Source organism: Enterobacter hormaechei ATCC 49162 (genome assembly GCF_001875655.1).
GTDB classification, from domain to species: domain Bacteria; phylum Pseudomonadota; class Gammaproteobacteria; order Enterobacterales; family Enterobacteriaceae; genus Enterobacter; species Enterobacter hormaechei.
Genome location: NZ_MKEQ01000001.1, coordinates 3,555,819 through 3,582,445, shown reverse-complemented (window position 1 = coordinate 3,582,445; position 26,627 = coordinate 3,555,819). Strand labels below are relative to the sequence as shown.

Annotated in this window: 24 protein-coding genes; 10 read left to right on the top strand and 14 right to left on the bottom strand. The window is 55.8% G+C overall.

Annotation, left to right across the window (positions count from 1 at the left end; genetic code table 11):
- Window positions 1-7: 7 nt before the first annotated feature.
- Window positions 8-925, bottom strand: coding sequence for a glycine betaine ABC transporter substrate-binding protein OsmF (osmF, locus tag BH712_RS17730; RefSeq protein WP_006811286.1), 918 nt, complete (start codon window positions 923-925; stop codon window positions 8-10).
- A gap of 136 nt (window positions 926-1,061) precedes the next feature.
- The gene (gene bglX, locus BH712_RS17725) at window positions 1,062-3,359 is read right to left on the bottom strand and encodes a beta-glucosidase BglX (protein ID WP_032673956.1); all 2,298 of its coding nucleotides are present in this window, start codon (window positions 3,357-3,359) and stop codon (window positions 1,062-1,064) included.
- Between the two features lie 189 nt (window positions 3,360-3,548).
- On the opposite strand from bglX, the gene dld reads away from it, so the two are divergent.
- Together dld and BH712_RS17715 are read left to right on the top strand one after the other, a co-directional pair.
- A complete protein-coding gene (gene dld / locus BH712_RS17720; protein ID WP_006811289.1) occupies window positions 3,549-5,327 on the top strand; it encodes a D-lactate dehydrogenase in 1,779 nt (592 codons plus the stop codon).
- Window positions 5,328-5,408: 81 nt separating this feature from the next.
- Entirely contained in the window at window positions 5,409-5,963 is a 555-nt protein-coding gene (locus tag BH712_RS17715) for a GNAT family N-acetyltransferase (protein WP_032673957.1), read from the top strand.
- Between the two features lie 96 nt (window positions 5,964-6,059).
- Here BH712_RS17715 and pbpG read toward each other — a convergent pair whose 3' ends face one another.
- Window positions 6,060-6,983, bottom strand: a complete 924-nt coding sequence (gene pbpG / locus BH712_RS17710) for a D-alanyl-D-alanine endopeptidase (RefSeq protein ID WP_006811291.1) — start codon at window positions 6,981-6,983, stop codon at window positions 6,060-6,062.
- 167 nt (window positions 6,984-7,150) lie between these two features.
- On the bottom strand, window positions 7,151-7,738 hold the full coding sequence (locus BH712_RS17705; RefSeq protein WP_032669484.1) for a Yip1 family protein: 588 nt from the start codon (window positions 7,736-7,738) through the stop codon (window positions 7,151-7,153).
- 157 nt (window positions 7,739-7,895) lie between these two features.
- On the opposite strand from BH712_RS17705, the gene BH712_RS17700 reads away from it, so the two are divergent.
- Window positions 7,896-8,468, top strand: a complete 573-nt coding sequence (locus tag BH712_RS17700) for a DedA family protein (RefSeq protein ID WP_006811293.1) — start codon at window positions 7,896-7,898, stop codon at window positions 8,466-8,468.
- 4 nt (window positions 8,469-8,472) lie between these two features.
- On the opposite strand, the gene BH712_RS17695 is transcribed toward BH712_RS17700, so the two are convergent.
- Window positions 8,473-9,237, bottom strand: a complete 765-nt coding sequence (locus tag BH712_RS17695) for an SDR family oxidoreductase (RefSeq protein ID WP_006811294.1) — start codon at window positions 9,235-9,237, stop codon at window positions 8,473-8,475.
- A gap of 50 nt (window positions 9,238-9,287) precedes the next feature.
- Window positions 9,288-10,706: a multidrug resistance outer membrane protein MdtQ gene (gene mdtQ / locus BH712_RS17690; RefSeq protein WP_032673959.1), complete on the bottom strand. Its 1,419-nt coding sequence runs from the start codon at window positions 10,704-10,706 to the stop codon at window positions 9,288-9,290.
- A gap of 204 nt (window positions 10,707-10,910) precedes the next feature.
- On the opposite strand from mdtQ, the gene yohP reads away from it, so the two are divergent.
- Window positions 10,911-10,994, top strand: a complete 84-nt coding sequence (gene yohP, locus BH712_RS25420) for a small membrane protein YohP (RefSeq protein WP_015572324.1) — start codon at window positions 10,911-10,913, stop codon at window positions 10,992-10,994.
- 45 nt (window positions 10,995-11,039) lie between these two features.
- Here the strand turns inward: yohP and dusC are convergent, their stop codons facing one another.
- Window positions 11,040-11,975 (bottom strand): tRNA dihydrouridine(16) synthase DusC, encoded by a 936-nt coding sequence (gene dusC / locus BH712_RS17685; protein ID WP_006811296.1) that lies wholly within the window; start codon window positions 11,973-11,975, stop codon window positions 11,040-11,042.
- A gap of 168 nt (window positions 11,976-12,143) precedes the next feature.
- Between dusC and BH712_RS17680 the strand changes: the two genes are divergently transcribed.
- From BH712_RS17680 to sanA, 4 genes are all read left to right on the top strand, one after another.
- Complete coding sequence (locus tag BH712_RS17680) at window positions 12,144-12,539, top strand: CidA/LrgA family protein (protein ID WP_003859308.1); 396 nt, start codon at window positions 12,144-12,146, stop codon at window positions 12,537-12,539.
- A complete protein-coding gene (locus BH712_RS17675; RefSeq protein WP_006811297.1) occupies window positions 12,536-13,231 on the top strand; it encodes a CidB/LrgB family autolysis modulator in 696 nt (231 codons plus the stop codon). The genes BH712_RS17680 and BH712_RS17675 overlap by 4 nt, the downstream gene beginning before the upstream one ends.
- A 128-nt stretch (window positions 13,232-13,359) precedes the next feature.
- Window positions 13,360-14,244 (top strand): cytidine deaminase, encoded by an 885-nt coding sequence (cdd, locus tag BH712_RS17670; protein WP_006811298.1) that lies wholly within the window; start codon window positions 13,360-13,362, stop codon window positions 14,242-14,244.
- A 127-nt stretch (window positions 14,245-14,371) separates the two neighbouring features.
- On the top strand, window positions 14,372-15,082 hold the full coding sequence (gene sanA / locus BH712_RS17665) for an outer membrane permeability protein SanA (RefSeq protein ID WP_006811299.1): 711 nt from the start codon (window positions 14,372-14,374) through the stop codon (window positions 15,080-15,082).
- A 127-nt stretch (window positions 15,083-15,209) separates the two neighbouring features.
- On the opposite strand, the gene mglC is transcribed toward sanA, so the two are convergent.
- From mglC to BH712_RS17625, 7 genes are all read right to left on the bottom strand, one after another.
- On the bottom strand, window positions 15,210-16,220 hold the full coding sequence (gene mglC, locus BH712_RS17660) for a galactose/methyl galactoside ABC transporter permease MglC (protein ID WP_003859318.1): 1,011 nt from the start codon (window positions 16,218-16,220) through the stop codon (window positions 15,210-15,212).
- A 15-nt stretch (window positions 16,221-16,235) separates the two neighbouring features.
- Window positions 16,236-17,756 (bottom strand): galactose/methyl galactoside ABC transporter ATP-binding protein MglA, encoded by a 1,521-nt coding sequence (gene mglA, locus BH712_RS17655; protein ID WP_032673961.1) that lies wholly within the window; start codon window positions 17,754-17,756, stop codon window positions 16,236-16,238.
- Between the two features lie 79 nt (window positions 17,757-17,835).
- A complete protein-coding gene (gene mglB / locus BH712_RS17650) occupies window positions 17,836-18,834 on the bottom strand; it encodes a galactose/glucose ABC transporter substrate-binding protein MglB (protein ID WP_006811301.1) in 999 nt (332 codons plus the stop codon).
- Window positions 18,835-19,129: 295 nt separating this feature from the next.
- Complete coding sequence (gene galS / locus BH712_RS17645; protein ID WP_032673963.1) at window positions 19,130-20,152, bottom strand: HTH-type transcriptional regulator GalS; 1,023 nt, start codon at window positions 20,150-20,152, stop codon at window positions 19,130-19,132.
- A gap of 155 nt (window positions 20,153-20,307) precedes the next feature.
- The gene (yeiB, locus tag BH712_RS17635) at window positions 20,308-21,465 is read right to left on the bottom strand and encodes a DUF418 domain-containing protein YeiB (protein WP_006811303.1); all 1,158 of its coding nucleotides are present in this window, start codon (window positions 21,463-21,465) and stop codon (window positions 20,308-20,310) included.
- Between the two features lie 18 nt (window positions 21,466-21,483).
- Complete coding sequence (folE, locus tag BH712_RS17630) at window positions 21,484-22,152, bottom strand: GTP cyclohydrolase I FolE (RefSeq protein ID WP_006811304.1); 669 nt, start codon at window positions 22,150-22,152, stop codon at window positions 21,484-21,486.
- A gap of 102 nt (window positions 22,153-22,254) precedes the next feature.
- Window positions 22,255-23,403 carry a YbfB/YjiJ family MFS transporter gene (locus tag BH712_RS17625; RefSeq protein ID WP_006811305.1) on the bottom strand — a complete coding sequence of 383 codons (1,149 nt, stop codon included), beginning with the start codon at window positions 23,401-23,403 and terminating at the stop codon, window positions 22,255-22,257.
- Between the two features lie 137 nt (window positions 23,404-23,540).
- Between BH712_RS17625 and fghA the strand changes: the two genes are divergently transcribed.
- Window positions 23,541-24,368 carry an S-formylglutathione hydrolase gene (fghA, locus tag BH712_RS17620; RefSeq protein ID WP_006811306.1) on the top strand — a complete coding sequence of 276 codons (828 nt, stop codon included), beginning with the start codon at window positions 23,541-23,543 and terminating at the stop codon, window positions 24,366-24,368.
- Window positions 24,369-24,635: 267 nt separating this feature from the next.
- Window positions 24,636-26,621: a ligand-gated channel protein gene (locus tag BH712_RS17615; protein WP_006811307.1), complete on the top strand. Its 1,986-nt coding sequence runs from the start codon at window positions 24,636-24,638 to the stop codon at window positions 26,619-26,621.
- The last annotated feature ends 6 nt before the right edge of the window (window positions 26,622-26,627 follow it).

Genomic DNA, 26,627 nt, shown 5'->3' with positions numbered 1-26,627 from the left:
TATCCCGTTACTTCACAAGCCCTTGTTGTTTCAGGAAGTCGGCAGCCACTTTTTTGGCATCCAGCCCCTCAACGGCAATGCTGGCGTTCAGCTGTTGCAGCGTTTTCGCATCCAGTTTTTCAAACACCGGTTTCAGCCATGCGTCGATATCCGGGTAGGCTTGCAGAACCGCCTCGCGCACCACCGGGGTTGGGGCGTAAATCGGCTGAACGCCTTTCGGGTCGGTCAGGGTTTGCAGACCAAGCGCCGCGACCGGGCCGTCGGTGCCGTAGGCCATCGCCGCGTTGACGCCAGAGGTTTGCTGCGCCGCCGCCTTGATGGTCACCGCCGTGTCGCCACCCGCCAGAGAGAGCAGCTGTGCCTGATCAAGCTTGAAATCATAGGCTTTTTCAAACGCTGGCAGGGCATCAGCGCGCTCGATAAACTCTGCCGAGGCCGCGAGCTTAAACTCGCCCTTCTCTTTCAGGTAGCGGCTGAGATCGTCAAGCGAGGTGAGCTTGCCTTTCTCGGCGATATCTTTGCGCACCGCGATGGTCCAGGTGTTGTTGGCCGGTGCAGGCGTGAGCCAGACCAGCTTATTTTTTTCCGCGTCCAGCTTTTTGACTTTTTCGTACCCGGCTTTGGCATTTTTCCAGGCCGGATCGTTTTCATCCTTGAAGAAGAATGCCCCGTTGCCGGTGTATTCCGGGTAGATATCCAGCTCACCGGACGTGATGGCACCGCGGACGACCGGCGTGGTGCCAAGCTGAACTTTATTGACCGTTTTCACGCCGTGGCTTTCGAGCACCTGCAAAATGATATTGCCGAGCAGCGCGCCCTCGGTATCAATTTTGGAACCCACCTTAACCGGCTCTGCGGCCTGTAGCGGCAGGCTCAGCGCCGCCAGTAGCACCGTCGAACCAGCGATCCCCTTAATCATCGTCATGCTGTTTTCCTCATTATTTTGTGGCCTTTTTCATAGGCTTGAGAGAAAAGCGTAGCTTAAAACAGCGCATTTAACCGTTTTTAGTGCTTGAGGAGAGACATCCCCCGCAGTGCGGGGGATGGTGAGGCAGGAGGGGTTATTGCAGTTCGAATTCGGCTTTGTTCACGCGGGCGGAATCCACACCGATAAAGACGTTGAATTTGCCTGGCTCGGCATCGTATTTCATCTGCTGATTCCAGAACTTCAGCGCATTCACGTCAATCGGGAAGCTAACCGTTCTGGTTTCGCCCGGTTTCAGGTTGACCTTCTCGAAGCCGCGCAGCTGTTTCACCGGACGGCTCATGGAGGCCGTGACGTCCTGCACGTACATCTGGATCACCGTCGCACCTTCGCGTTTGCCGCTGTTGGTCACGTCCACGCTGGCGGTCACGCTGCCGTCACGCTTCATCGTTGGCGCCGACATTTTTACGTCAGAGACCGTAAAGGTGGTGTAGCTCAGACCATAGCCAAACGGATACAGCGGGCCGTTCGCTTCATCGAAATAACGAGACGTGTACTTGTTCGGCTTGTCGGCGTTATAAGGACGACCGGTGTTCAGGTGGCTGTAGTAAACCGGGATCTGCCCGACGGAGCGCGGGAAGGACATCGGCAGCTTGCCTGACGGGTTGTAATCGCCAAACAGCACGTCGGCAATGGCGTTACCGCCTTCAGTACCGGCGAACCAGGTTTCCAGAATGGCGTCAGCCTGCTGGTCCTCTTTCACCAGCGCCAGCGGACGACCGTTCATCAGCACCAGCACCAGCGGCTTGCCGGTGGCTTTCAGGGCCGCGATCAGATCGCGCTGGCTCTGCGGAATGGTGATATCGGTACGGCTGGAGGCTTCGTGCGCCATCCCCTGCGCTTCACCGACCACGGCGACCACCACGTCGGACTGCTTCGCGGCGTTAACCGCTTCGTCGATCATCTCCTTCGGCGTGCGCGGGTCTACCTTCACCGCTTCCTCGTACTGGTTGAGGAAGGTGACGATGTCTTTGTCGTCAGTCACGTTCGCGCCTTTGGCGTAAACCACTTTTGCGTTATCACCGACGGCGCTCTTAATGCCGGTCAGCACCGTGACGGACTGATCCGCCACGCCCGCAGCGGACCAGCTGCCCATGACGTCGCGCTTGCTGTCGGCCAGCGGACCGACCACGGCAATGGTGCCGGATTTTTTCAGCGGCAGCGTGTCGAGGCGGTTCTTCAGCAGCACCAGGCTTTCGCGGGCCACTTCGCGGGCTTCTTTACGGTGCAGACGGCTTTCGGCGTTGGTGTCCGTCGGGTCTGAGTCCTTCGGCCCCAGATGGCTGTACGGATCGTTAAACAGCCCCATGTCATATTTAACGTTCAGCACGTGGCGAGCGGCGTCGTCCAGTTCAGCCATCGTCACCTTGCCGCTCTTCACCAGCCCCGGCAGGTATTTGCTGTAGTACTCGTCGCTCATGCTCATGTTGATGCCGGACTTGAGCGCCACCCGTACCGCATCTTCCGGGTCAGACGCCGTGCCGTGCTTGATCAGCTCTTTAATCGCGCCGTGATCCGAAACGGTGATGCCCTTGAAGCCCCACTGGTCGCGCAGCACGTCTTTCAGCAGCCACGAATCGGAGGTGGCAGGCGTGCCGTTGAGAGAGTTCAGCGCCACCATCACCGCGCCGCTGCCCGCATCCAGCCCCGCTTTGTACGGTGGCATATAGTCGTTGAACAGGCGCTGCGGGCTCATGTCGACGGTGTTGTACTCTTTACCGCCCTCCACCGCGCCATAGGCGGCGAAGTGCTTGACGCTGGTCATCACCGAGTAACGATCTGCCGGGCTTTTGCGCTGCATCGCTTCCACCATGGTTTTCCCCATCGTGGCGGTTAAAAAGGTGTCTTCACCGAAGCCTTCCGAGGCGCGGCCCCAGCGCGGATCGCGCGAGACGTCCACCATTGGCGCCCAGGTCATGTTCAGGCCGTCGTCTGCCGCTTCATAAGCAGAAACGCGCCCAACGGTTTTCACCGCATCGAGGTTGAAGGAGGAGGCTAACCCGAGGCTAATCGGGAAGACGGTACGCTGGCCGTGCACCACGTCATAGGCGAAGAAAAGAGGAATTTTCAGGCGGCTGAGTTGCATCACCTGATCCTGCATGGCGCGGATATCCTGGCGGGTAACGGTGTTGAAGATAGCCCCGACCTGCCCGTCTTTGATCATCTCGCGGATGGCTTCTTTCGGGTTATCCGGGCCGACGCTGATCAGGCGCAGCTGGCCGATTTTCTCATCGACCGTCATCTTTTTGAGCAAATCCGTGACAAAGGCGTCGCGGGCTTCAGGCGTGAGCGGGTGATTACCAAACAAATCCTCTGCCAGCGCAGGTTGCAGCGCCAGGCTGACGGCGACACCTACAGAACATAGCCATTTCATGTTGTTATTCTCTCTCATCAATAACCGCGGGAAGCACCCGGCCAGACCGTGCGAAAAGCGCAGTGTGCCACAAAGCCTCAAAACCTTGCAGGGTTATTCTCTGATTTTTCTCATGAATACCCGACCGCTCAACGGCTAATCGCGCTATGCTTTACAGCGAGAAATTTGCCCCACCACAAGGAGTGGAAGATGTCTTCTGTTCGAACTGACGATAACACGGCTTTTATTAACGAACTGTCGCGCCTGGTTGGTCACTCTCACCTGCTTACCGACCCGGCCAAAACCGCCCGCTACCGTAAGGGCTTTCGCTCCGGCCAGGGCGACGCGCTGGCGGTGGTCTTCCCCGGTACGTTGCTTGAACTGTGGCGCGTGCTGAGCGCCTGCGTTGCGGCAGACAAGATTATTTTAATGCAGGCTGCGAATACCGGCCTGACCGAAGGCTCCACGCCGAACGGCAACGATTACGATCGTGACATCGTGATTATCAGCACCCTGCGCCTCGACAAACTGCACCTGCTCGACAAAGGCGAACAGGTACTCGCCTTCCCCGGCACCACGCTCTACTCACTGGAAAAGGCGCTTAAGCCGCTGGGACGCGAACCGCACTCGGTGATTGGCTCATCGTGCATTGGCGCCTCGGTGATCGGCGGGATCTGCAATAACTCCGGCGGCTCGCTGGTACAGCGCGGCCCGGCTTACACGGAAATGTCGCTGTTTGCCCGTATCGATGAAAACGGCAAGCTGACGCTGGTGAACCATCTGGGCATCGATCTGGGCGTAACGCCGGAACAGATCCTCAGCAAGCTCGATGACGATCGGGTGAAGGACGAAGACGTGCAGCACGACGGTCGTCACGCGCATGACCACGATTACATCACCCGCGTGCGCGATATCGAGGCCGATACGCCAGCGCGCTATAACGCCGATCCGGATCGCCTGTTTGAATCCTCCGGCTGCGCGGGCAAACTGGCCGTTTTTGCGGTGCGCCTTGATACCTTCCCGGCAGAGAAAAAGCAGCAGGTGTTTTACATCGGCACCAACCAGCCGGAGGTGCTGACGGAGATCCGCCGTCATATTCTGGCCGAGTTCACTCACCTGCCGGTGGCGGGCGAGTATATGCACCGGGATATTTACGACATCGCCGAACGCTACGGCAAAGATACTTTCCTGATGATCGACAAGCTCGGCACCGACAAAATGCCGTTCTTCTTCACCATGAAAGGGCGCACCGACGCGATGCTGGAGAAAGTCTCGCTGTTCAAACCCCACTTTACCGACCGCTTTATGCAGAAGCTGGGCAACGTTTTCCCGGCCCATCTGCCGGAGCGAATGAAAACCTGGCGCGATAAGTATGAACATCACTTGCTGCTGAAAATGGCCGGGGACGGGATTGCTGAAGCACAGTCCTGGCTCACCGGGTTCTTCAAAACCGCCGACGGGGATTTCTTTGCCTGTACGCCGGAAGAAGGCAGCAAAGCCTTCCTGCACCGCTTCGCCGCGGCGGGCGCCGCTATCCGTTACCAGGCGGTGCATTCCGAAGAGGTGGAGGATATTCTGGCGCTGGATATTGCCCTGCGTCGCAACGACACCGAATGGTTTGAGCATCTGCCGCCGGAGATTGACAGCAAACTGGTGCACAAGCTCTATTACGGCCACTTTATGTGCTATGTCTTCCACCAGGATTACATCGTCAAAAAAGGGGTCGACGCGCATGCGCTGAAAGAGCAGATGCTGGCGCTGCTGCATGAGCGCGGCGCACAATATCCTGCCGAACACAACGTGGGTCACCTGTATAAGGCGCCGGAGACGCTTAAACAGTTTTATCGTAAAAATGATCCAACAAACAGTATGAACCCCGGCATTGGTAAGACAACGCGGCAGAAATACTGGAAAGAGTCTGCTGAAACAGAGCAGCGCAATACCCAGGCCGCTGACGATCTCGTACAGCCAAATTTAAGAGATTGTTAAGCTCGCCTCAAACGTACTAGAGTATCTGCCTGTTGCCAGAGAAGCGTTTCTCTGGCTTTCCAAATGAGGAGCGGGCAGACCATGTCGGCTGTAGAGATTTTCCCCGAAACTGAAATCGAGGTGCGCGACGCCCTTCCTGACGATGCGCATGCCATCTCGGCGATATACGCCTGGCATGTGCTTCATGGCCGTGCGTCCTTCGAGGAAGTTCCCCCCACCGTCGATGAGATGCGTGAGCGGATGAAGCGTGTGACCGACAGCGGTTTACCGTGGCTGGTTGCGCTGTATCGCGGCATTGTCGTCGGCTACTGCTACGCCACCTTTTATCGTCCACGCCAGGCCTATCGGTACACCCTTGAGGAATCCATCTATGTGGATGCCAGCACCACCGGTCGCGGGTTTGGCTCGGTCTTACTCCAGGCGCTGATCGCCCGTTGTGAACAGGGACCGTGGCGGCAGATGATTGCCGTGGTCGGCGACGGGCAAAATAATCCCGGGTCGTTACGTCTGCATAAAAAGCACGGTTTCGAGATGGTGGGTCAGCTCAGGAGTGTGGGATACAAGAAAGGCGACTGGCGGGACACGGTGTTGATGCAGCGCCCGCTCAACGACGGGGACTGGACGCTGCCTGAGTAAGCCCGGTGCAGCCTGGTGCCCTCACCCCGGCCCTCTCCCACGGGGAGAGGGAGAAAACATTAAAAACGGTAACATGCGTTACCGTTTTGCTTTTACCTAATCGTTCTGCGCCGTCGCCATCTGTTCCGCTTTCTGCTTTTTATACGCCAGCGCTGAAGCTGGCACCGGCTGCACTTTCCCGGTTTCAATCCAGGTGCGCAGGCGGCTGGCATCCGCAAAGTGGGTATATTTGCCGAAGGCATCCATCACCACCAGCGCCACTGGCTTACCGTTAAACACGGTGCGCATCACCAGGCAGTGCCCTGCCGCATTGGTGAAACCGGTCTTGGTTAACTGAATATTCCAGTTATCGCGATACACCAGATGGTTAGTATTGCGGAACGGCAGCGTATACGCCGGATTCGAGAATGTCGCCATCTCCTCACGCGTAGTGCTGAGCTGACCAATCAGCGGGTATTGCTTACTGGCGATCAGCAGCTTCGTTAAATCCCTTGCCGTCGAGACGTTATGGATCGACAGGCCGGTTGGCTCCACGAAATGGGTATTCTTCATCCCCAGCGCTTTGGCTTTAGCGTTCATCGCGCGGATAAAGGCGTCGTAACCGCCAGGATAATGGTGGGCGAGGCTTGCCGCCGCGCGGTTCTCTGAGGACATCAGCGCCAGCAGCAGCATATTTTTACGGCTGATTTCACTGTTCAGACGCACGCGAGAGTAGATCCCTTTCATCTCTGGCGTGTGGCTGATATCCACCTTTAACTTTTCGTCCAGCGGCAGTCGTGCATCAAGCACCACCATCGCGGTCATGACTTTGGTGATGGAAGCGATCGGGCGCACCAGATCCGGATGACTGGCGTAGATCACCTTATTGGTATTCAGGTCAACGATCATCGCGCTGCCGGACGCAATCTGGGGTTGCGCAGCAGCGGTAGCGACTGCGGGCGTTTTGGCGATGGCTGGCGCGGTAGCGGACACGCCCAACAGCAGCGCAAGACTAAGGAGTGACACTCGGAATTTCAGCATGATGAGACTTCTGATAATGATTCACGCACGTTATGACGTACACCGCCTGTGTCGACGGATAAACACAGGCTGGCTTCGGCATCATAGCGGTCACCGTGCGTTGTCGCCAGCAGAGAATCATAACCAGATGCTGCATTGCTGGCATTTACGCCAGCAATGCAGGGAACCTAAAAGAGACGGTATCCATAACCCCAAAGAATAACTGTCAGGGCCAGTAGCGCCTCAAGGACCAGCACGCCGATGGCAAGCGTTGAGCTGGAGAAGCTCAGGCCCTCTTCTTTGTTGATATTGAGGAAGGTTGGCACCCCCACATACAGCAGATAACCGGTGTAAAAGAGGGCAACCGTACCGATCAGCGCGCACAGCCAGACCAGGGGATAGAGCGCGACAATACCGCTTAAGAACAGCGGGGTCGCGACGTATCCGGCGAAGACCATACAGTGTGCCAGCGACGGGCGCTGCGGATAGTTACGCGCCATCCAGTGGATGACCCGCCCCATCACCGCCACCCCGGCCAGCATCAGGCCATAAAACAGAATGGCCAGGTACAGTCCGGTAAACCAGGAAAGCTGAACCACGGTGCCGTCACCAAAGTTCCAGCCGATTTGCGTAGTACCTATAAACGCGCAGACCACCGGCACCGCTGCCATCAGCAGGACATGGTGGATATAGTGATGCGCGACCGTTTCGTTCTCGTTACGGATAACCTGCATTTCACGATCGGGATGGGAGAAAAGTCCCCAGACATGGTTCATAACGCCCCCTTGTTGTCGGCCCGTCATCGATAGCTTAAGTATAATGCAGGCTTTAGATTATTTTCTGTACAGTGGGAAATTTCCGTTGATTGCCGCGCGGTTGATGGATGGGGTATATGATTAACGCAGGCACAGAAAGGGAGACGACGTTTACGTAATGGATATCAACGGTCTTATTGAACAATATGGCTACGCCGCGCTGGTGATTGGCAGCGTAGCAGAGGGTGAAACCATCACCCTGCTGGGCGGTGTCGCCGCACATCAGGGATTGCTGAAATTTCCGCTGGTGGTCGCCGCCGTCGCGCTGGGCGGTATGATTGGCGATCAGCTGCTCTACTTTCTGGGGCTGCGCTTTGGCCCGACGCTGCTGCAACGTTTTGCTAAGCATCAAAAGAAAATCCGCCGCGCTCAGCGGCTCATCCAGCGACATCCTTACCTGTTTGTGATTGGCACCCGCTTTATGTACGGCTTTCGCATTATTGGGCCGATACTGATTGGCGCCAGCCGCTTGCCGCCGAAAATTTTCCTGCCGCTGAATATTATCGGGGCGATTGCCTGGGCGCTGATTTTCACCACGCTGGGCTACGTGGGTGGCGAAGTGATAGGCCCGTGGCTGCATAATCTCGATCAGCATCTTAAACACTGGGCCTGGTTGATCCTGGTGGTTGCGGCGGTGATTGGGGTCCGGCTGTGGCTCAGGCATCGTGAAAAGCGGCAGGGAGATGAATGAAACCCTACCCTTCCGGCTTAAACTGCGGATTCGCCAGCATAAAACCGCCATCGACAATAAACGACTGCCCGGTGGTATAGCTGGCGTCGCTGTCACACAGCCAGGCCACCAGGCTGGCAATTTCTTTGGTGTGGCCAGGCCGCGCCAGCGGAATTGACGGCATTGAGCCTTCTTTCACTTCGCTGTCGTCCATGTCGTTCATCGGGGTGGCGATCGCGCCGGGCGCAACGGCGTTTACCAGGATCTTATGCTTAACCAGTTCCAGCGCCATCGACTTGGTTAACCCGCCCAGGGCATGCTTTGCGGCGGTGTAGGCGCTGGCGTCCGGCAAGGGCGTATGTTCATGCACCGAGGTAATATTCACGATCCGCCCCCCTTCCCCTTGCTTCACCATCTGACGCGCCGCTATTTGCGAGCAGAGAAACGCGCCGTCCACGTCAACGGTGAAAATGTGCCGCCAGTCGTCAAACGACAGTTCCAGAAAAGGCGCTTTGCTCATCGCCCCGGCGTTGTTAACCAGCACGTCCAGCCGCCCGAAACGCGCGATCAGCGTGTCGATTGCTTTTGCGCCTTCCGGCAGATTGCTTAAGTCAAGATGGATGGCCTCGGCACGCTGCCCACGCGCTTCAATTTCACGGCAGGTTGCCAGCGCCCCTTTCTCATCTGAATGCCAGGTCACCCCGATATCAAACCCGCGTTCGGCCAGCATCAGGGCCGTCGTTTTACCAATCCCTGAATCCGATGCGGTAACAATTGCGACTCGCGTCATACTCACCTCCTGAAAATCTGTAAAGAGGTAAGTATAGATAATGCGCGAATTTAGCTGTGATGATATCCACCACCCAGCGCGGAAGTGAGCTGGAGCGTGGCATCCACGTACTGACCTTTAAGCAATAACCCGGAAATACGCTCTTTGAGCGCCGGAATTTTGGCTTCACTCACCCGGGAGCCAGCAATGATCCCCGCGCTGAAGCGCGCCTGCGCCAGCGCAACGACGCGCGCCGCGTCTTTTTCGATCTGCTGCTGGTGCTGATTTTTGGTGGTCAGCGTTTCCACTTCGCTGGCCGTCCGGGCGACCTGATTTACGGCATCCACCACGGCCTTGTTGTAGTTCGCCACGGAGAGGTTGTTCTGCGCCTGAGCGATATCCAGGTTCGCATTTAACCGACCGCTGTCAAAGATTGGCAGCGTCAGACCCGCAGTCACGCCCATTTGCTGCGCAGATGAGCGGAACAGGTCGCTCAGGTGCAATGCATCCTGCTGCAAGAACGCCATCAAATTGACGTCAGGGTAGAACGCGGCTCTGGCGGCCTCCACGTCGCTCATGGACGCTTCGATATACCAGTGCGCCTCCTGCAAATCCGGGCGACGAGCCAGCAGTTCATAACCGAGCGTTGACGGCAGCGAGGCCTCCACGTCCGGTAATGCATGCCGGGTGAGCGTGAGCGAAGGAGTATTGGTCAACGCATTCAGACGCGCTTCAATGGCCTTCATTTTGCCGTGTACGTCAGCGAGCTGTTCATCGGTTTTGCTGGCATTGATATCCGTTTCAACCCCTTCCACCGAGGAGGTAATACCGTGCTGATAGAGTTCACGATCGGCCCCGATGATGTTTTCCTGCTCACGTTTGATCTGCGCGAGCACGTCACCCACCGCGGCCTCGGTCTGCCAGTCCCAGTACAGCCGCGCGACGCTGCTGGCGAGCAGCTGGCGGGTCTGCTCCAGCTCCGCTTTTTGCGCATTCACTTTACCGATGCGGGCCTCAATGTGGGCGCGGTTTTTACCCCATAAATCCAGATCCCAGCCCGCCGTCAGCCCAAAGGTGCCGTTGGTGTACCATGGGCCGGTCGTCCCTGCCGCCGGGTCGGTCAGCGCAAATGGCCCCATCAGCCCCTCTGCCGACATCTTTTGCCGTTCAACATCTGCGGAAAAATCCAGTTGTGGGCCATCCGCAGCTATCGCGGCTTTCGCCTGTGCTTCCGCCAGGGTAATGCGCTGCCGGGCAATTTGCATATCCGGCGCATCCGCTATCGCTTTGGCGACCAGCGCGTTGAGCTGGGGGTCGTGATAGTCTTTCCACCATTCGCTTTTGGGCCAGTCGGCATGAGGCAGTTGGGTATTTACAGCCGCGGCAGTGACCTGCGTTTTAACGGGAGACACCGTGGCATGTTCCGGCGCGCAGGCGGCCAGCATAAAAACCAGAGGAACACTCAGAGATAAAGTAAGGGAAGGTTTCATTACGCCATGAACTCAAAAAAATAAAGGCGCAACTTACGCTTACTGACGTTGCGTTTTTTAGTAACGCGTGGCAATCCGCATATTGTTATACATTTTCATATCCGGAAATTTATAGCCCGAGATAATGATTTAATTTCATACATTCATGCTAATTATGAATCGACTGCTACACTTACTCTCGACAGACATACGCAGGAGAGGCGAATGAAAATATTATTGTGGGTTATTTTGATTATATTTCTGATAGGGCTGCTGGTGGTTACCGGCGTATTTAAGATGATTTTCTGAATCTGTTGCCCGGCTCCGCGTCGGGCAAACGTATTCACGCGTTGCTCAGTGCTTCGACTGGATCACCCGGGCAATATCCGCAGAGGTCTGTAGCGTACGGATCTCCTGAAATAATCCCAGCGCGTCGTCGTACTCTTTCCGCAAATAACTTAGCCACTGTTTAATACGCGCAACGTGATACAACCCGGTATCGCCCTGCTTTTCCAGCCGCGTATATTTTTGCAGTAGCTTCACCACGTCCGGCCACGGCATACGCGGCTCATTATATTTAACCACCCGGCTGAGGTTCGGCACGTTCAGCGCACCGCGGCCAATCATCACCGCATTACAGCCGGTCTCTTTGAGGCAGGCCTGTGCGCTCTCGTAATCCCAGATTTCGCCGTTAGCAATCACCGGAATAGTCAGCCGTTTGCGGATCTCGCCAATCGCCTGCCAGTTAATGCGCTCGGCTTTATACCCATCTTCTTTGGTTCGCCCGTGCACTACCAGCTCGGTGGCACCCGCCTGCTGCACCGCGTCAGCAATTTCAAACTGCTTATCGCCGCTGTCCCATCCCAGACGCACTTTGACCGTCACCGGCAGATGCGATGGCACCGCCTCACGCATGGCTTTGGCGCCGCGATAAATCAGCTCCGGATCTTTGAGTAACGTTGCCCCGCCGCCGCTGCCGTTCACCAGCTTTGACGGACAGCCGCAGTTAAGATCGACGCCGTACGAGCCAAGCGCTACCGCGCGGGCAGCGTTTTCAGCCAGCCACTCAGGATACTGGCCGAGCAGCTGGACGCGCACCAGCGTACCGGACGGGGTGCGGCTCTGACGATGCAGTTCCGGGCAGAGACGATAAAATGATTTTTCTGGCAGCAACATATCGACCACGCGCAGAAACTCCGTCACGCAGAGATCGTAATCGTTCACCTCGGTCAGCAGCTCGCGCACGAGCGAGTCGAGCACGCCTTCCATCGGGGCCAGTAAAACACGCATTCTGAGTACCTGTGAAAAAAGACGCGCTATAGTAGCTGCTCTCTATGTATGTTGAAAGCCCGGCGTTCCATTCTGGAATGTCTGGTATGCCCAAAATTCATGATGTGATCCGTGGCACATTTTCAGGTTTAATTGTATGATGAATACGTCTCAGCAAGGACTTTCACCATGAGCAAATCACTGAATACTATCTGGCAATACCTTCGCGCCTTCGTCCTGATTTATGCCTGCCTGTATGCCGGCATTTTTATCGCTTCGCTGCTGCCTATAACTATCCCCGGTAGCATTATCGGCATGCTGATCCTGTTTGTGCTTCTGGCATTACAGGTACTGCCCGCGAAATGGGTTAATCCGGGATGCTTCGTTCTCATTCGCTATATGGCCCTGCTTTTTGTGCCGATCGGCGTAGGGGTGATGCAGTATTACGATGTGCTTAAAGCGCAGTTCGGTCCGATTGTGGTCTCCTGTGCCATCAGTACGCTGGTGGTTTTCCTGGTGGTAAGCTGGAGTTCACACATTGTGCATGGCGAACGTAAGGTCGTTGGGGAGAAAACAAAAAAATGATGGCAAATATCTGGTGGTCCCTGCCGTTAACCCTGTTGGTGTTCTTTGCTGCGCGTAAGCTTGCGGTTCGTTTCAAAATGCCGTTGCTGAACCCGCTGCTGGTCGCCATGGTGGTCATTATTCCTTTTCTGCTGCTCACCGGCATTCCTTATGAACGTTATTTCGCCGGGAGCAAGATCCTCAACGATTTGTTGCAGCCTGCCGTGGTGGCGCTGGCGTTTCCTTTATATGAGCAACTGCATCAGATCCGCGCGCGCTGGAAATCCATCATTACCATCTGCTTTGTGGGTAGCCTTGTTGCGATGATCACCGGCACCTCGGTGGCCTTATTGATGGGCGCATCGCCGCAGATCGCCGCCTCTATCCTGCCTAAATCCGTCACCACGCCGATTGCCATGGCCGTGGGCGGCAGCATCGGGGGCATTCCGGCCATCAGCGCCGTGTGCGTGATTTTCGTCGGGATCCTCGGCGCGGTGTTTGGTCATACGCTGCTGAATATTATGAAAATTCGGACCAAAGCGGCGCGCGGCCTGGCGATGGGTACTGCCTCGCACGCGCTGGGCACCGCACGCTGTGCGGAACTGGATTATCAGGAAGGGGCATTCAGCTCGCTGGCGCTGGTGATCTGCGGGATTATCACTTCCCTGGTCGCGCCGTTTATCTTCCCGGTGATTCTGGCGGTAATGGGCTAAAATTTGCGATGCGTCGCGCAAATTTCATTTTCATTTCATAAGTTGCACACATAATGAGATTTGGATCACATATAAAGGCCGTACGGCTCCGTACACTACCGATCCATTAACCTTGATGAGGCAACGTCATGCATCCACGTTTTCAAGCTGCTTTCTCTCAGCTTGCAGAGAATTTGCAATCAGCCCTGGCTCCGGTTCTGGCGGATGTGCATTTCCCCGCCCTGCTGACGGCAGATCAGGTCACGACGCTTAAGCAGGCAACGGGGCTGGACGAAGACGCGCTGGCTTTCGCCCTGCTGCCACTGGCGGCTGCCTGCGCCCGCGCTGACCTTTCCCATTTTAACGTAGGCGCGATTGCGCGCGGCGTGAGTGGGACCTGGTACTTCGGCGGGAACATGGAGTTTCTCGGTGCGACCATGCAGCAAACCGTTCACGCGGAGCAGAGCGCTATCAGTCACGCCTGGCTGCGTGGCGAAAAAGCCCTGCGCGCCATCACCGTCAACTATACCCCTTGCGGCCACTGTCGCCAGTTTATGAATGAGCTGAACAGCGGGCTGGAACTGCGCATCAACCTGCCGGGTCGTGCGCCGCATACGCTGGGTGATTACCTGCCGGATGCTTTCGGCCCGAAAGATCTGGAGATCAAAACCCTGCTGATGGACGAGGAGGATCACGGTTACGCGCTTTCAGGCGATGCGCTCAGCGAAGCGGCCATTGCCGCCGCCAATAAAAGCCACACGCCATACAGCAAATCACCAAGCGGCGTCGCCCTTGAGTGCCGCGACGGCCGCATCTTCACCGGCAGCTATGCAGAGAACGCCGCGTTTAACCCGACGCTGCCTCCGCTCCAGGGTGCGCTGAATCTGCTCAGCCTGAACGGGTACGACTACCCGGATATTCAGCGCGCGATCCTGGCAGAAATTGCCGATGCGCCGTTGATCCAGTGGGACGCGACCGCCGCCACGCTGAAAGCGCTGGGCTGTTCAGCCCTCTACCGCGTACTGCTTGCATAATCTGGTCGGCGGGCAGAGATGCCCGCCAGTCTGACGAAAAACCCCTCAGTTGAATCGCTGTTTCTTGCGCTAACCAGGCGGGTACAGTAGCCTGAGGGAAATTTCATCATCGGTACGAGCCATCTCCATGTTAAAGCGCGTGTTTTACAGCCTGTCTGTCCTGGTCGGCATACTGCTGTTGATCGTGCTGGGTCTCGACCGCTGGATGAGCTGGAAAACAGCCCCCTACATTTTTGATGATCTACAGGACCTCCCCTACCGTCAGGTTGGCGTCGTGCTTGGCACCGCCAAGTATTACCGCACCGGCGTCATCAATCAGTATTACCGCTATTGTATTCAGGGTGCGCTGAACGCCTATAACAGCGGCAAGGTGAACTATCTGCTGCTGAGCGGCGATAACGCGCTGCAAAGCTATAACGAGCCGGTGACGATGCGCAAAGATCTGATTGCCGCAGGCGTCGACCCGGCCGATATCGTGCTCGACTACGCCGGATTCCGCACGCTTGACTCCATCGTGCGTACTCGTAAGGTGTTCGACACCAATGATTTCATCATCATTACCCAGCGTTTCCACTGCGAGCGGGCGCTGTTCATCGCCCTGCATATGGGGATCCAGGCCCAGTGCTACGCGGTGCCGTCGCCAAAAGATATGCTGAGCGTACGTGTACGCGAGTTTGGCGCCCGTTTTGGCGCACTGGCTGACCTGTACTTATTCAAACGTGAACCGCGCTTTTTAGGCCCGCTGGTGCCAATCCCAACGATGCATGAAGTGCCGGAGGATGCACAGGGTTATCCGGCGGTAACGCCAGAGCAGTTGCTGGAAATGCAGAAGAAGTAATAACTGATGTCGGGTGGCGGCTTCGCCTTACCCGACCTACGATCGCGATTTAGTAGGCCCGGTAAGCGTCGCGCCACCGGGCAAAAAAAGGCCCGCTACGTGAGCGGGCCTTTTCATTCTGAAGACCTTACTTCTTACGCGCGTACTTCAAGGAATCCAGCGCTACCGCGAAGATGATGATGGCGCCCTTGATGATGTACTGCCAGTACGGGTTCACGCCGATGTAGGTCAGGCCGTAGTTGATTACGGTGAAGATAATCACACCGGTCACCACGCCCAGCACGGTACCCACGCCACCGCTGAAGGAGACGCCGCCGACCACGCAGGCCGCAATCGCATCCAGTTCGTACATAAAGCCGAGGTTGTTGGTGGCAGAGCCGATACGGCCCGCTTCCAGCATCCCGCCGAAGGCGTAGAACACACCGGACAGGGCGTAAATCATCAGCAGGTTCAGAGCCACGTTGACCCCGGACACTTTCGCCGCTTCCGGGTTACCGCCGATAGCAAAGATGTTTTTACCGAAGCGGGTTTTGTTCCACAGGATCCAGACGAACGCCACCGCAATCAGCGCATAGAAGGTGATATAGGAGAGACGGAAGCTGCCCAGCGCAACAAACCCCTGCGTGAAGGTCGAAAAGCCGCTGTCGAAGCCAGAGATCGGGGACGCGCCGACGAAATCGTAGTACAGGGAGTTGATACCATAAACGATAATCATCGTGCCCAATGTGGTGATGAATGGCGTCACGTTCAGGTAAGCAATGATGATGCCATTAATCAGGCCGATCACCGCGCCGATGGCGCACACGATCAGGATCACCACGAAAATCGGCATGGTCGCCATCTCCGGGAACACCTTGTTGGCGTTTTCCATCGACTGCAACAGAGTTGCCGCAATGACCGCCGCCAGACCCACCTGGCGCCCTGCCGAAAGGTCAGTCCCCTGGGTCACGATAAGCCCCGCCACGCCAAGCGCGATAATAATACGTACGGAAGACTGGGTCAGAATGTTACTCAAGTTCAGCAAACTTAAGAACGTAGGGTCCTGGAAAATAATAATCGCCAGCAAGACTAAAAGAACAACGTAAATACCGCCTTCTTTCAGATAAGTGAGAAAACTTTTTTTATTTAACGCACTCATGAGGAGCCCCTGATCTTAAAGGTGCAAAGACGCAAGACGCAAAATTTCGTTTTGCGTTGTCGTTTTGGTGTCAACAATACCGGCAACGAGACCATTGCTCATAACCAGAATACGGTCTGTGATCCCTAACAATTCCGGCATTTCGGAAGAAATAATAATGATCCCTTTATCTTTTTTCGCCAGCTCAGCGATCAGCTGGTAAATCTCAAATTTTGCCCCGACGTCGATACCGCGCGTAGGTTCATCCAGCATCAGAATTTCAGGCTGGGTTAATAGCCAGCGACCGATAATGACTTTCTGCTGGTTGCCACCCGAGAGTGAACCAATTTGCGTACGGTGGCCCGGCGTTTTCACGCGCATGGAGTCAATCACCCACTGGGTATCGCTCTTCATGCGGGAGTTATCCAGCAGCCCGACTTTGTTTTTGTAATTGCGAATATTAGAAATTAACGAGTTAAAGTTAATATCCAGATAAGCGTAAATACCGGTGGAACGACGTTCTTCCGTCACCAGCGCAAAACCATTATTAATGGCTTCGTTGGCGTTGTGGTTATTGATTTTCTTACCGTGCAGGGTAATGGTGCCTTCGGCTTTCTCACGAATACCAAACAGGGTTTCCACGATATCGGTACGCTTAGCGCCCACCAGCCCTGCAATGCCAAGAATCTCGCCCTTGTGCAGATCGAAAGAAACATCGCGAATAGACGGCTGACGCAGCGAGGTCAGGTTACGCACCTCCAGAATCACTTCGCCTGGCTTGTTTTCTTTATCCGGGAAGCGCTGGTTGAGGGAACGGCCAACCATCATGGCGATGATCTTGTCCATATCCAGCCCTTCCAGCGGCTGAGTGGCAATCCACTGGCCGTCGCGCAGGATGGTGATTTCATCGCACAGCTGGAAAATCTCTTCCATTTTATGCGAGATGTAGACAATGCCGCAGCCGCGATCTTTCAGCTTGCGAATAATGGTAAAAAGGTGATTAACCTCTTTTTCCGTTAATGACGAAGTCGGTTCATCCATGATCACGATTTTCGCATCGTAGGAGAACGCTTTGGCAATTTCGATCATCTGCATCTGGGAAACAGATAATGTCCCGACGCGTGCGCGCGGGTCGATATCAATATCCAGCTCATCAAAAATGGCTTTGGTGTCTCGATACATTTTATCCTGATCGACAAAGACACCTTTGGTTGGATAACGACCCAACCACATATTATCCATAACCGAACGTTGCAGAACCAGGTTTAATTCCTGGTGTACCATCGAGATACCGTTTTCCAGTGCTTCTTTCGCTGAATGGAAGTCGATCTCTTTTCCCTGAAAAAGAATGCTGCCAGAATCTTTTTGATAGATCCCAAAAAGGCATTTTAATAATGTTGATTTACCCGCACCGTTTTCACCCATTAATGCATGAATAGAGTGAGGACGCACTTTTAAATTAACATTATCGAGTGCCTTAACACCGGGGAATGACTTGTTGACACCGGTCATTTCCAACAAATATTCACCGGACGACTGAGTAGTTGTGCTGACCATAATTATACCTTGTTGGCCTCGCATATCGCGTTATAAAAGGGCGCAACGAATTGCGCCCAGTGAAGACAATTCAGATAACTTATTTACCGATAAACTCAGCCAGGTTGGACTGGTCTACGCCCACGTATGGAACGCGAACGATTTTATTTTCAATTTTCCAGCTGGTGCCGTCAGCCGCGCCTTTACCGTCGGCCAGGTTTTTCGCCAGATCGAAGGTGGCTTTCGCCTGGTTGTTGGCATCGTTCAGCACGGTACCGGCCATTGCGCCAGATTTCACCAGCGCCAGCGCTTCTGGCAGGGCATCCACACCGAATACAGGAATAGCGGATTTGTTGTGTGCTTTCAGCGCTTCAACGGCACCCATTGCCATCGCATCGTTGTTGGCGATGACCACTTCAATTTTGTTGGCGTTCGGGCCAGAGAGCCACGCATCCATCTTATCTTTCGCCTGAGCGGTGTCCCACATTGCGGTGTCTAACGCCAGCTGCTGGGTTTTCAGACCCTTGTCGTTCAGCTCTTTGATAACGTACGTGGTACGGGCTTCAGCATCCGGGTGGCCCGGTTCGCCTTTCAGCAGAACGAACTGAATCTGGCCGTCTTTGTTCAGATCCCAGTTTGGGTTCGCCGCCCAGTGTTTGGCAATCAGATCGCCCTGGATAATGCCGGACTCTTTGGAGTCAGTGCCCACATAATACGCTTTGTCATAGCTATCCAGCGCTTTACGGGAAGGCTCTTTGTTGAAGAAGACGATTGGCACGTTCTGGCCGCGCGCTTTCTCAATCACCGTCCCTGCCGCTGCCGGGTCGACCAGGTTAATAGCCAGCGCTTTCACCCCTTTTGCCAGCAGAACGTCAATCTGATCGTTCTGTTTGGACTGGTCATTCTGGGAGTCATTCATCAGCAGCTGCACGTCTGGCGCTGATTTAGCATCTTTTTCAATTGCTTTACGCACAACAGACATGAAGTTGTCGTCGTATTTATAGATAGTCACGCCAATACGGGTATCCGCAGCGTGGGCTGCTGCGCCAAAAAGCATGCTTGCCATAACAGCAGACAGAGTCAACACCTTCTTATTCATGGTATCTCCGGTTTTTTTTATGCAGGGTAGTTCTTGTGAAAAACGGTTGGCGGGCAGATGTTAATAAAACGTTACTGATCGCCGAAGTTCACTTATAAAATGTCCAGCTTCCGTGTTCGGTAACGCTCCAGAAATGCGTTTTATTCGTTGTTTGAGGCACTCTCGTAACGGTAAAAGTGAATAGTCACCGTTACATTGTGTTTCAGCCCCTAAAACGCTGACATCATAGACAGCGGCTTGTTAAGATACTGTGAATTTACTCACAGATTGAAAACGGTTACATCACGTGATGTTATCAGTTAGTGATCGGAGCCACAGTTTGTCGAACAGAGACCGAATGGCGGCGTACTAAAGTCGGCATAAAACAATGCGTTGCGTCAGGATCTAACAGCCCTGCCGCCCCCTGTAACGCCAGCTCTGTCGCCAGTTTCGCCATCGACGCAATGGGGTAACGCACCGTTGTCAGCTGCGGATCGGTGTAACGGGCAATCGGGATATCATCAAAACCAATCAGCGATAAATGCTGTGGCACCGCAATGCCGTTGTCTTTCAGCGCGGTAAGCGCCCCCGCCGCCATGCTGTCGTTATAGGCAAACACGGCCGTCAGCTGAAGATTACGCCCCAGCAGTTCAACCATTGCCGCTTCACCGCCCTGCATGTCCGGCGAACCGGTACCTACCCAGCTCTCCAGCGGCGCGATGCCCTGCTCTTTCAGGGCGTTTTGCCAGCCTTCACGGCGCATCATGTCGTCTTCTATACCGTGACTGGAGGCCAGATAACCAATGCGCTGATGGCCGTTGCTGATGAGCATCCGCGTCGCCATCATCGCGCCGCTGATGTTATCCAGACCGACGCAGCGGTGCGCGTAACCGGGCACGATACGGTTGATCAGCACCATGCCGGGGATCTGCTCCATAAACCCGGCCAGCTCTTCATCGCTCAGGGCTTTAGAGTGCACAATCAGGGCGTTACAGCGCTGACGGATCAGAACTTCAATGGCATAGCGCTCTTTTTCAGCCTCATGATAGCTGTTACCAATCAGCACATATTTCTGGTGCTGCTGGGCAACAACGTCCACCGCTTTAACCAGCGCACCGAAGAAGGCGTCCGACACGTCCATCACCACGACGCCAATGGTATCGCTGACCTGCGTCGCCAGCGCCTGGGCATTGGCGTTTGGCCGGTACCCCAGTTGGGTCACGGCTTTCATCACGGTTTCACGCGTTTCAGGGCTGACCAGCGCGCTGTTGTTCAGCACGCGGGAGACGGTAGCAACAGAAACACCCGCCTGGCGGGCGACGTCACGAATGGTGATCATATTCACCATCCTTTAAAGGATTGCAGCAACTCACAGACACCCCCTGTGTTTAGCAAGGTGGCTATTCTGGCAGCGAGAGAGAGGAGACTACGTGAAGAAGCTCACACAGATGAAAACGCTTACATCCGTTTTGTTAATGATTGTGATCCAGATCGTTATCTGGATGTATTACGCAATGACACGCCCGAAGCACGGGCGGTTAACTGTCGCCATGCCCATTCCAGCGGGCCCTGGCGGAAATAACGCAGCCAGACAACCGAAAACACCACGTTAACAATCCAGACCGGAATAACAAACGCCAGTAGGGTGAGTCGGTCGAATTTAATAAACAGGCCGAATCGGTAGAAAAGCGTGGTGCATATCAGCGTTTGCAGGATGTAATTGCTTAACGCCATCCGCCCAACGCAGGCCACCGCACTGACGATCCACAGGCGAGAAAGCTGGGGCCAGAAGCCATAGATCAGCGCCGCATAGCCAATGGTCTGGAACGGCGCGCTCAGTTCGCGCGGCACCTGCAACAGGAACGCGCACCAGCGGTAATCCCACTGAAGATGCCACTGCACAATCACCGCCGGGAGGTTGATGATCACACCGAGCAGCACCAGCCCTGCTCCCGTACGACGATAGTGACGCAGGCTAAATTCCCCTTTCAGCCAGCCGGTGCGCATCAGGGCGGCCCCCATCAGCATCATCCCCGCCAGCTGCCAGCCGTATTGCGCCCCCAGCGCCAGCAGGTTATCGCCGAGCATATCGGCCCGGTTGCCGATCGCTTCCATGCCGCCTTTCAGCTTCCAGAACTGCTCATATTGCAGGTTAGCCGCATCCGGGATCCACGAACGGCTGGTGGCGCCACCGGCAATCATGCCGAGCAGCAATAACACGCACAGTCCCATGACATAGAGCATTACGCCGGTGTTAAACAGGCTTTTTACACCGGGCGCGTCGCGGATCAGGCGCCAGCAAATCAGGCCCACCAGACCATACGCGAGCAGAATATCGCCGTCCCAGAAAAGCAGCCCGTGAATAAAGCCGAGGATAACCAGCAGCGTTAAACGCGCCTGGATCCAGCGTGTACCGCGTTTGAGGAGAAGCTGAAGTCCCGCGCCAAACAGAAGCGCAAAGAGGGTCAGGAATTTCACCTGTGCGAAGAGATCGAGAATTGCCCACGTCCAGGCATCGCTGCGCGTGATGTCGCCATACCACGCAGGATTCAGATAGGCGGCCTTCGGCAGACCGAAGGCGCTGATATTCAGCAGCAGGATACCGAGAATGGCGACGCCGCGAACAAAATCGAGCGTGACGTTTCGCTCCATGGTCCCTGCCCTGTCTGATTAGTTGTGGTGACGCACCGCGCGCAGGAACTCCTGACGGGTGTTCTGGCTCGATTTGAACAGTCCGCCCAGCGAGGTGGTGGTGGTCGCGCTGGTTGCATCACGCACGCCGCGCGCTTTCACGCAGTAGTGCACCGCGTCGATAGAGACCGCCACGTTGTTAGTACCCAACAGAGTTTGCAGTGCGGTCAGGATCTGCTGCGTCAGACGCTCCTGCACCTGCGGACGCTGGGCAAAGAACTGCACGATGCGGTTGATCTTGGACAGGCCAATCACCGTATCTTTTGGAATATAGGCCACCGTCGCTTTACCATCGATGGTCACAAAGTGATGCTCGCAGGTGCTGGTCAGCGTGATGTCGCGTACCGTCACCATCTCATCGACCTTCATTTTGTTTTCAATGACGGTGATTTTCGGGAAGTTCGCGTAATCCAGGCCGGAGAAAATTTCGTCGACGTACATTTTCGCGATGCGGTGCGGCGTCTCCATCAGGCTGTCGTCGCTCAGATCGAGATTCAGCAGTTGCATGATCTCCGTCATATGGCCGGCGATCAGACTCTTGCGGGTGGCATTGTCCAGCTCCTGCACGGGCGGGCGCAGTGGCGTTTCAAGACCGCGCGCAACCAGCGCTTCATGGACAAGGGCTGCTTCTTTACTGAGTGATGACATTCTTTTCTCCTGCAGGTGTGGCGTCTTTTGCCCTCGTTGTGGCAAAAGTGTGCGCTCATTGTGCGTGAGGCGACGCACATAATCCAGTATTCACGACGATAATTATTGCAATTGCTGTTGCCTTTCAGCCTGACGGTTCCAGACTAACGCCCCGGCAACGAACAGCGCGATCCCCGCCAGCCCCAGCGCAGGCTCCAGCCGGTGCGTGAGCCAGGTTGACAGTGCCGACGTGACCGGCCCCACCAGCTGACCAATGGCATACCCGGTGGTGAGCAGACCCGCCATATAACGCGTGTGGTCTGGCGCCAGCTCGCGTCCGCATAATAGCGAGAGCTGCACCGCGCAGAGGAAGCCGCCGCCCACCAGCAGTCCGCCCGTCAGCAAGCCGCCAATGCCCGGCAGCAGCCAGGCCGCCAGCACGCCAACGCCCTGTAACCACAGAACAATCGCCAGCCTGCGGTTAGCGCTTGATGTATGCCGCAGGGCAATGCTGAGCGCAATCCCCACCACCGAGGCGGCGCCAAATATCGGCCAGACAAACTGGGCAAACAGGCTGCCGGGAAAACGCACCGCGGCCATTTGCGATAAAAAGGTTGCCGGGAGGATATAGCCGAATCCTGCCAGGCTGTAGCTCCAGACCAGACGCTTGAGATCTGCGGTCAGCAGCAGCGGTTCAGGTGCGGTACCGGGGCGATGAAGTTGTCCCGCGCGCGGCAAATAGCGCGCCACCAGCACAATCAGCACCAGCGCCAGTACGCCGTAGATTTGCCATGCTGCCCCGGCTGAAAGGGATTTCGCCTGAATATAGACCGCCAGCAGGCCGCTCAGGGCAATTCCGGCCCCGGGTCCGGCAAAGACGGCCGCACTGAGTCCCGGTTTGCCCAGCTGCCCCAGCCGCTCGTTGGTCCAGGCGGCAATCAGCACCATCGACCAGCCGCTCATGCAGCCGATCACAAAGCGCAGCAGACCGTGAACGACGGCATTTTCTGCCGCCGCGGAGAGCAGCGTCAGCGCCACCGCACCGGTGATGCCAAGCCAGAGACGTGTTTCAACGAAGCGATGCGCCCGCATGGCATCCCATGCCCCTACCAGATAGCCCAGATAGTTCATTGCTGCCACCAGCCCCGCGCTGGTGAGCGTGAGTTGCCCGGCGGCAATCATCAGCGGCACCTGAGGGGTGAAGGCGAAGCGCCCTATCCCCATCGCGACGACCAGAACCACAAATCCGCTGAGCGCGATACGCAGCGCCATGATCGCTCCAATTGTTAAAGAAAAGTAAATTTATGATGCAACATCTCGCCGTCCTGCGAAAGTGAAAGTTGCTCACAGGCCAATGAAAACTCTGTATTATGCGTTTTATGAATCGTTTTTCGTAAAAGGAGCCCTGCATGGAACTGCTCGAAGAGCATCGTTGTTTTGAAGGTCGACAGCAGCGCTGGCGGCACGACTCCACCACGCTGAATTGTGCTATGACGTTCAGCATTTTCCTGCCCCCTGCGGACAATCCCCCGGTGCTGTACTGGCTTTCAGGCCTGACCTGCAACGACGAAAACTTCACCACCAAAGCGGGTGCCCAGCGTATTGCCGCCGAACTGGGCATAGCGCTGGTCATGCCAGACACCAGCCCGCGTGGCGATGACGTGGCCGACGATGCCGGATACGACTTGGGTAAAGGCGCCGGGTTCTATCTCAACGCCACGGAACAGCCTTGGGCGAGCCATTACCACATGTATGACTACATTCGTGATGAACTGCCTGCCCTGGTGCACGCTCAGTTTGCGGTCAGCGAGCGCTGCGCGATAAGCGGTCATTCGATGGGCGGCCACGGCGCGCTGATCATGGCGCTGAAAAACCCGGGGAAATACACCAGCGTGTCCGCGTTTGCACCGATTGTGAACCCAACGCAGGTGCCGTGGGGGCAAAAAGCCTTTACGCATTATCTGGGTGAAGATGCCGAGAAATGGCAGGAATGGGACAGCTGCGCGCTGATGCTGGCGAGCCAGCCAGAAAACGCTATTCCGATGCTGGTGGATCAGGGCGACGCCGACCAGTTCCTCGCCGGGCAGTTACAGCCTGCGTTGCTGGCGGAAGCCGCACGCCAGAAGGACTGGCCGCTGACGCTGCGCATTCAGCCGGGATACGACCACAGCTATTACTTTATGGCGTCCTTTATTGAGGATCATCTCCGCTTCCATGCGGAGCATCTGTTCAGGTAAGTTCCGCCTTTTGCCCGGTAGCGCCTCCTGTCTACCGGGTCTTTCCCTCACCCTCTTTACATCCTGCTATCCGCCTGAATCCAGCCTCTTTTCTGCACTCCTTTATCAAACACAAATGATTTCAATTATCATTTGTGTTTACAATTCTACATTCTTTTGTACAATTCCAGGCTCTTCTCCATCGCAAAGAGTTCTTACAAGACAAAAACATACAGTTCTCAGGGTTATCCCGATGGAGTTTTATTCATTTTTATACGGAATGTACAAATGACAATACCACGCATTAAACTCCTGGCCGTCGCCGTTGGCGCTGCCACATGTTCCTCCTTCGTTCACGCAGCCGATCAGGACACCGTTGTCGTCACCGCGACCGGTTTTGAACAAAAGATCCAGAATGCTCCCGCCTCCATCTCTGTGATTTCAAAACAGCAAATTGAAGATAAAGCCTACCGTGATGTTACCGATGCCCTGAGAGACGTCCCGGGCGTGGTCGTCACGGGCGGCGGGAGTAGCAGTGACATCAGTATTCGCGGCATGGCCTCTCAGTACACCCTGTTCCTGGTGAACGGCAAACGCGTCAGTACGCGAAGCACCCGCCCAAACAGCGACAACTCGGGTATTGAACAAGGCTGGCTGCCGCCGCTGGAGTCCATTGAGCGCATCGAGGTCATCCGCGGCCCGATGTCCTCGCTGTACGGCTCCGATGCGATGGGTGGCGTTATCAACGTCATCACCAAAAAAGTCTCGAACACCAAAGCCTGGACCGGTTCGTTGCACGGCGATGCCACCTTCCAGGAAAACCATGATTCCGGCGATATCTTCCAGACCAACGCCTACGCTTCTGGTCCTCTGATTGACGGGCTGCTGGGCGCAAAAGTGACGGGGCTGTTGTCACGCCGCGCAGAAGATAAGATCGTGAACGGCTATAACGAGCAGAAGATGCGTAACGGTGGTATTACGCTGAACTTCACGCCGGACGAGAAGAACGATTTCGACCTTGATTTTGCTCGTGAGCTTCAGGACAGAAACAGCACGCCGGGGATGTCAAAAGCGACGGAAACCTGCCGGGGAACGACCTGTACGCCAACCACCAAAAGCGACTCGCGCTATGAGCATACGACCTACTCGTTAACCCACAGCGGTTATTACGATGACTTCAATACCACCAGCTATATCCAGCAGGAAGAGACCAATAATCCAGGTCGCGAAATGCGCTCCTATAACACCACCTTCAACAACCAGAACCAGGTTTTCCTCGGCGATCACACTCTGACCCTTGGCGGGCAGTATCGCTATGAGAAACTGCGCGACAACGGTAATCAGCTGGAAGCTGCTGACGGCCTGAACAAACTGACGCGCTGGAGCTGGGCCCTGTTTGCCGAAGATGAATGGTCAATGACGGAAAGCTTTACGTTGACCGGCGGCCTGCGGATGGACAAAGACCAGAACTACGGTACTAACTGGACGCCGCGCGGTTACGGCGTATGGCACCTGGCCGAACAGTGGACGTTGAAAGGCGGGGTTTCGGCTGGCTATCGTGCGCCGGACCTGCGTCAGTCGTCTGCCAGTTGGGGCCAGGTGACCGGTGGCGGACGTCTTGACGGTATCATCGTCGGCAACCCGGATCTGAAACCAGAGAAGAGCCTCAGCGAAGAACTCGCCCTGCTCTGGGATAACAACGATAACCTGAATGCCGGTGTGACGCTGTTTAATACCGACTTCAAGGACAAGATTACGGAAGTTCGCCGCTGTAACAGCAGCGCCGATCCCGCCTGTACGATTGGCGGTCACAGCTATGATTTCGTGAGCGACCGCGTCAACGTGGACAAAGCCAACATGCGCGGTGTGGAATCCTCCTTCGGCTGGAAAATCACGCGCGATCTGAACTGGACGGCAAACTATACCTATACGGAATCCGAGCAGAAGAGCGGCCAGTTCTCCGGCAAGCCACTGAACAAAATGCCGAAACACATGTTCAACACCACCCTCGACTGGCAGGCGACGCACGATGTCGGTTTCTGGAGCCGCGTGAACCTGCGCGGTAAAACGTCTGAGTACCTGAGCCGCACGTCAATGTCCCAGGGCACACCGTCCTACACTCAGGTTGACGTCGGTATGCGCTACAACGCCAACAAAAACCTGCTGGTAACCGCCGGTGTGTATAACGTGCTTGATAAGCAGATTGATTACGATACGTATGACACCGTGCTCGACGGGCGTCGCTATACCGTTGGCATGACCTACAGCTTCTGATCTGCC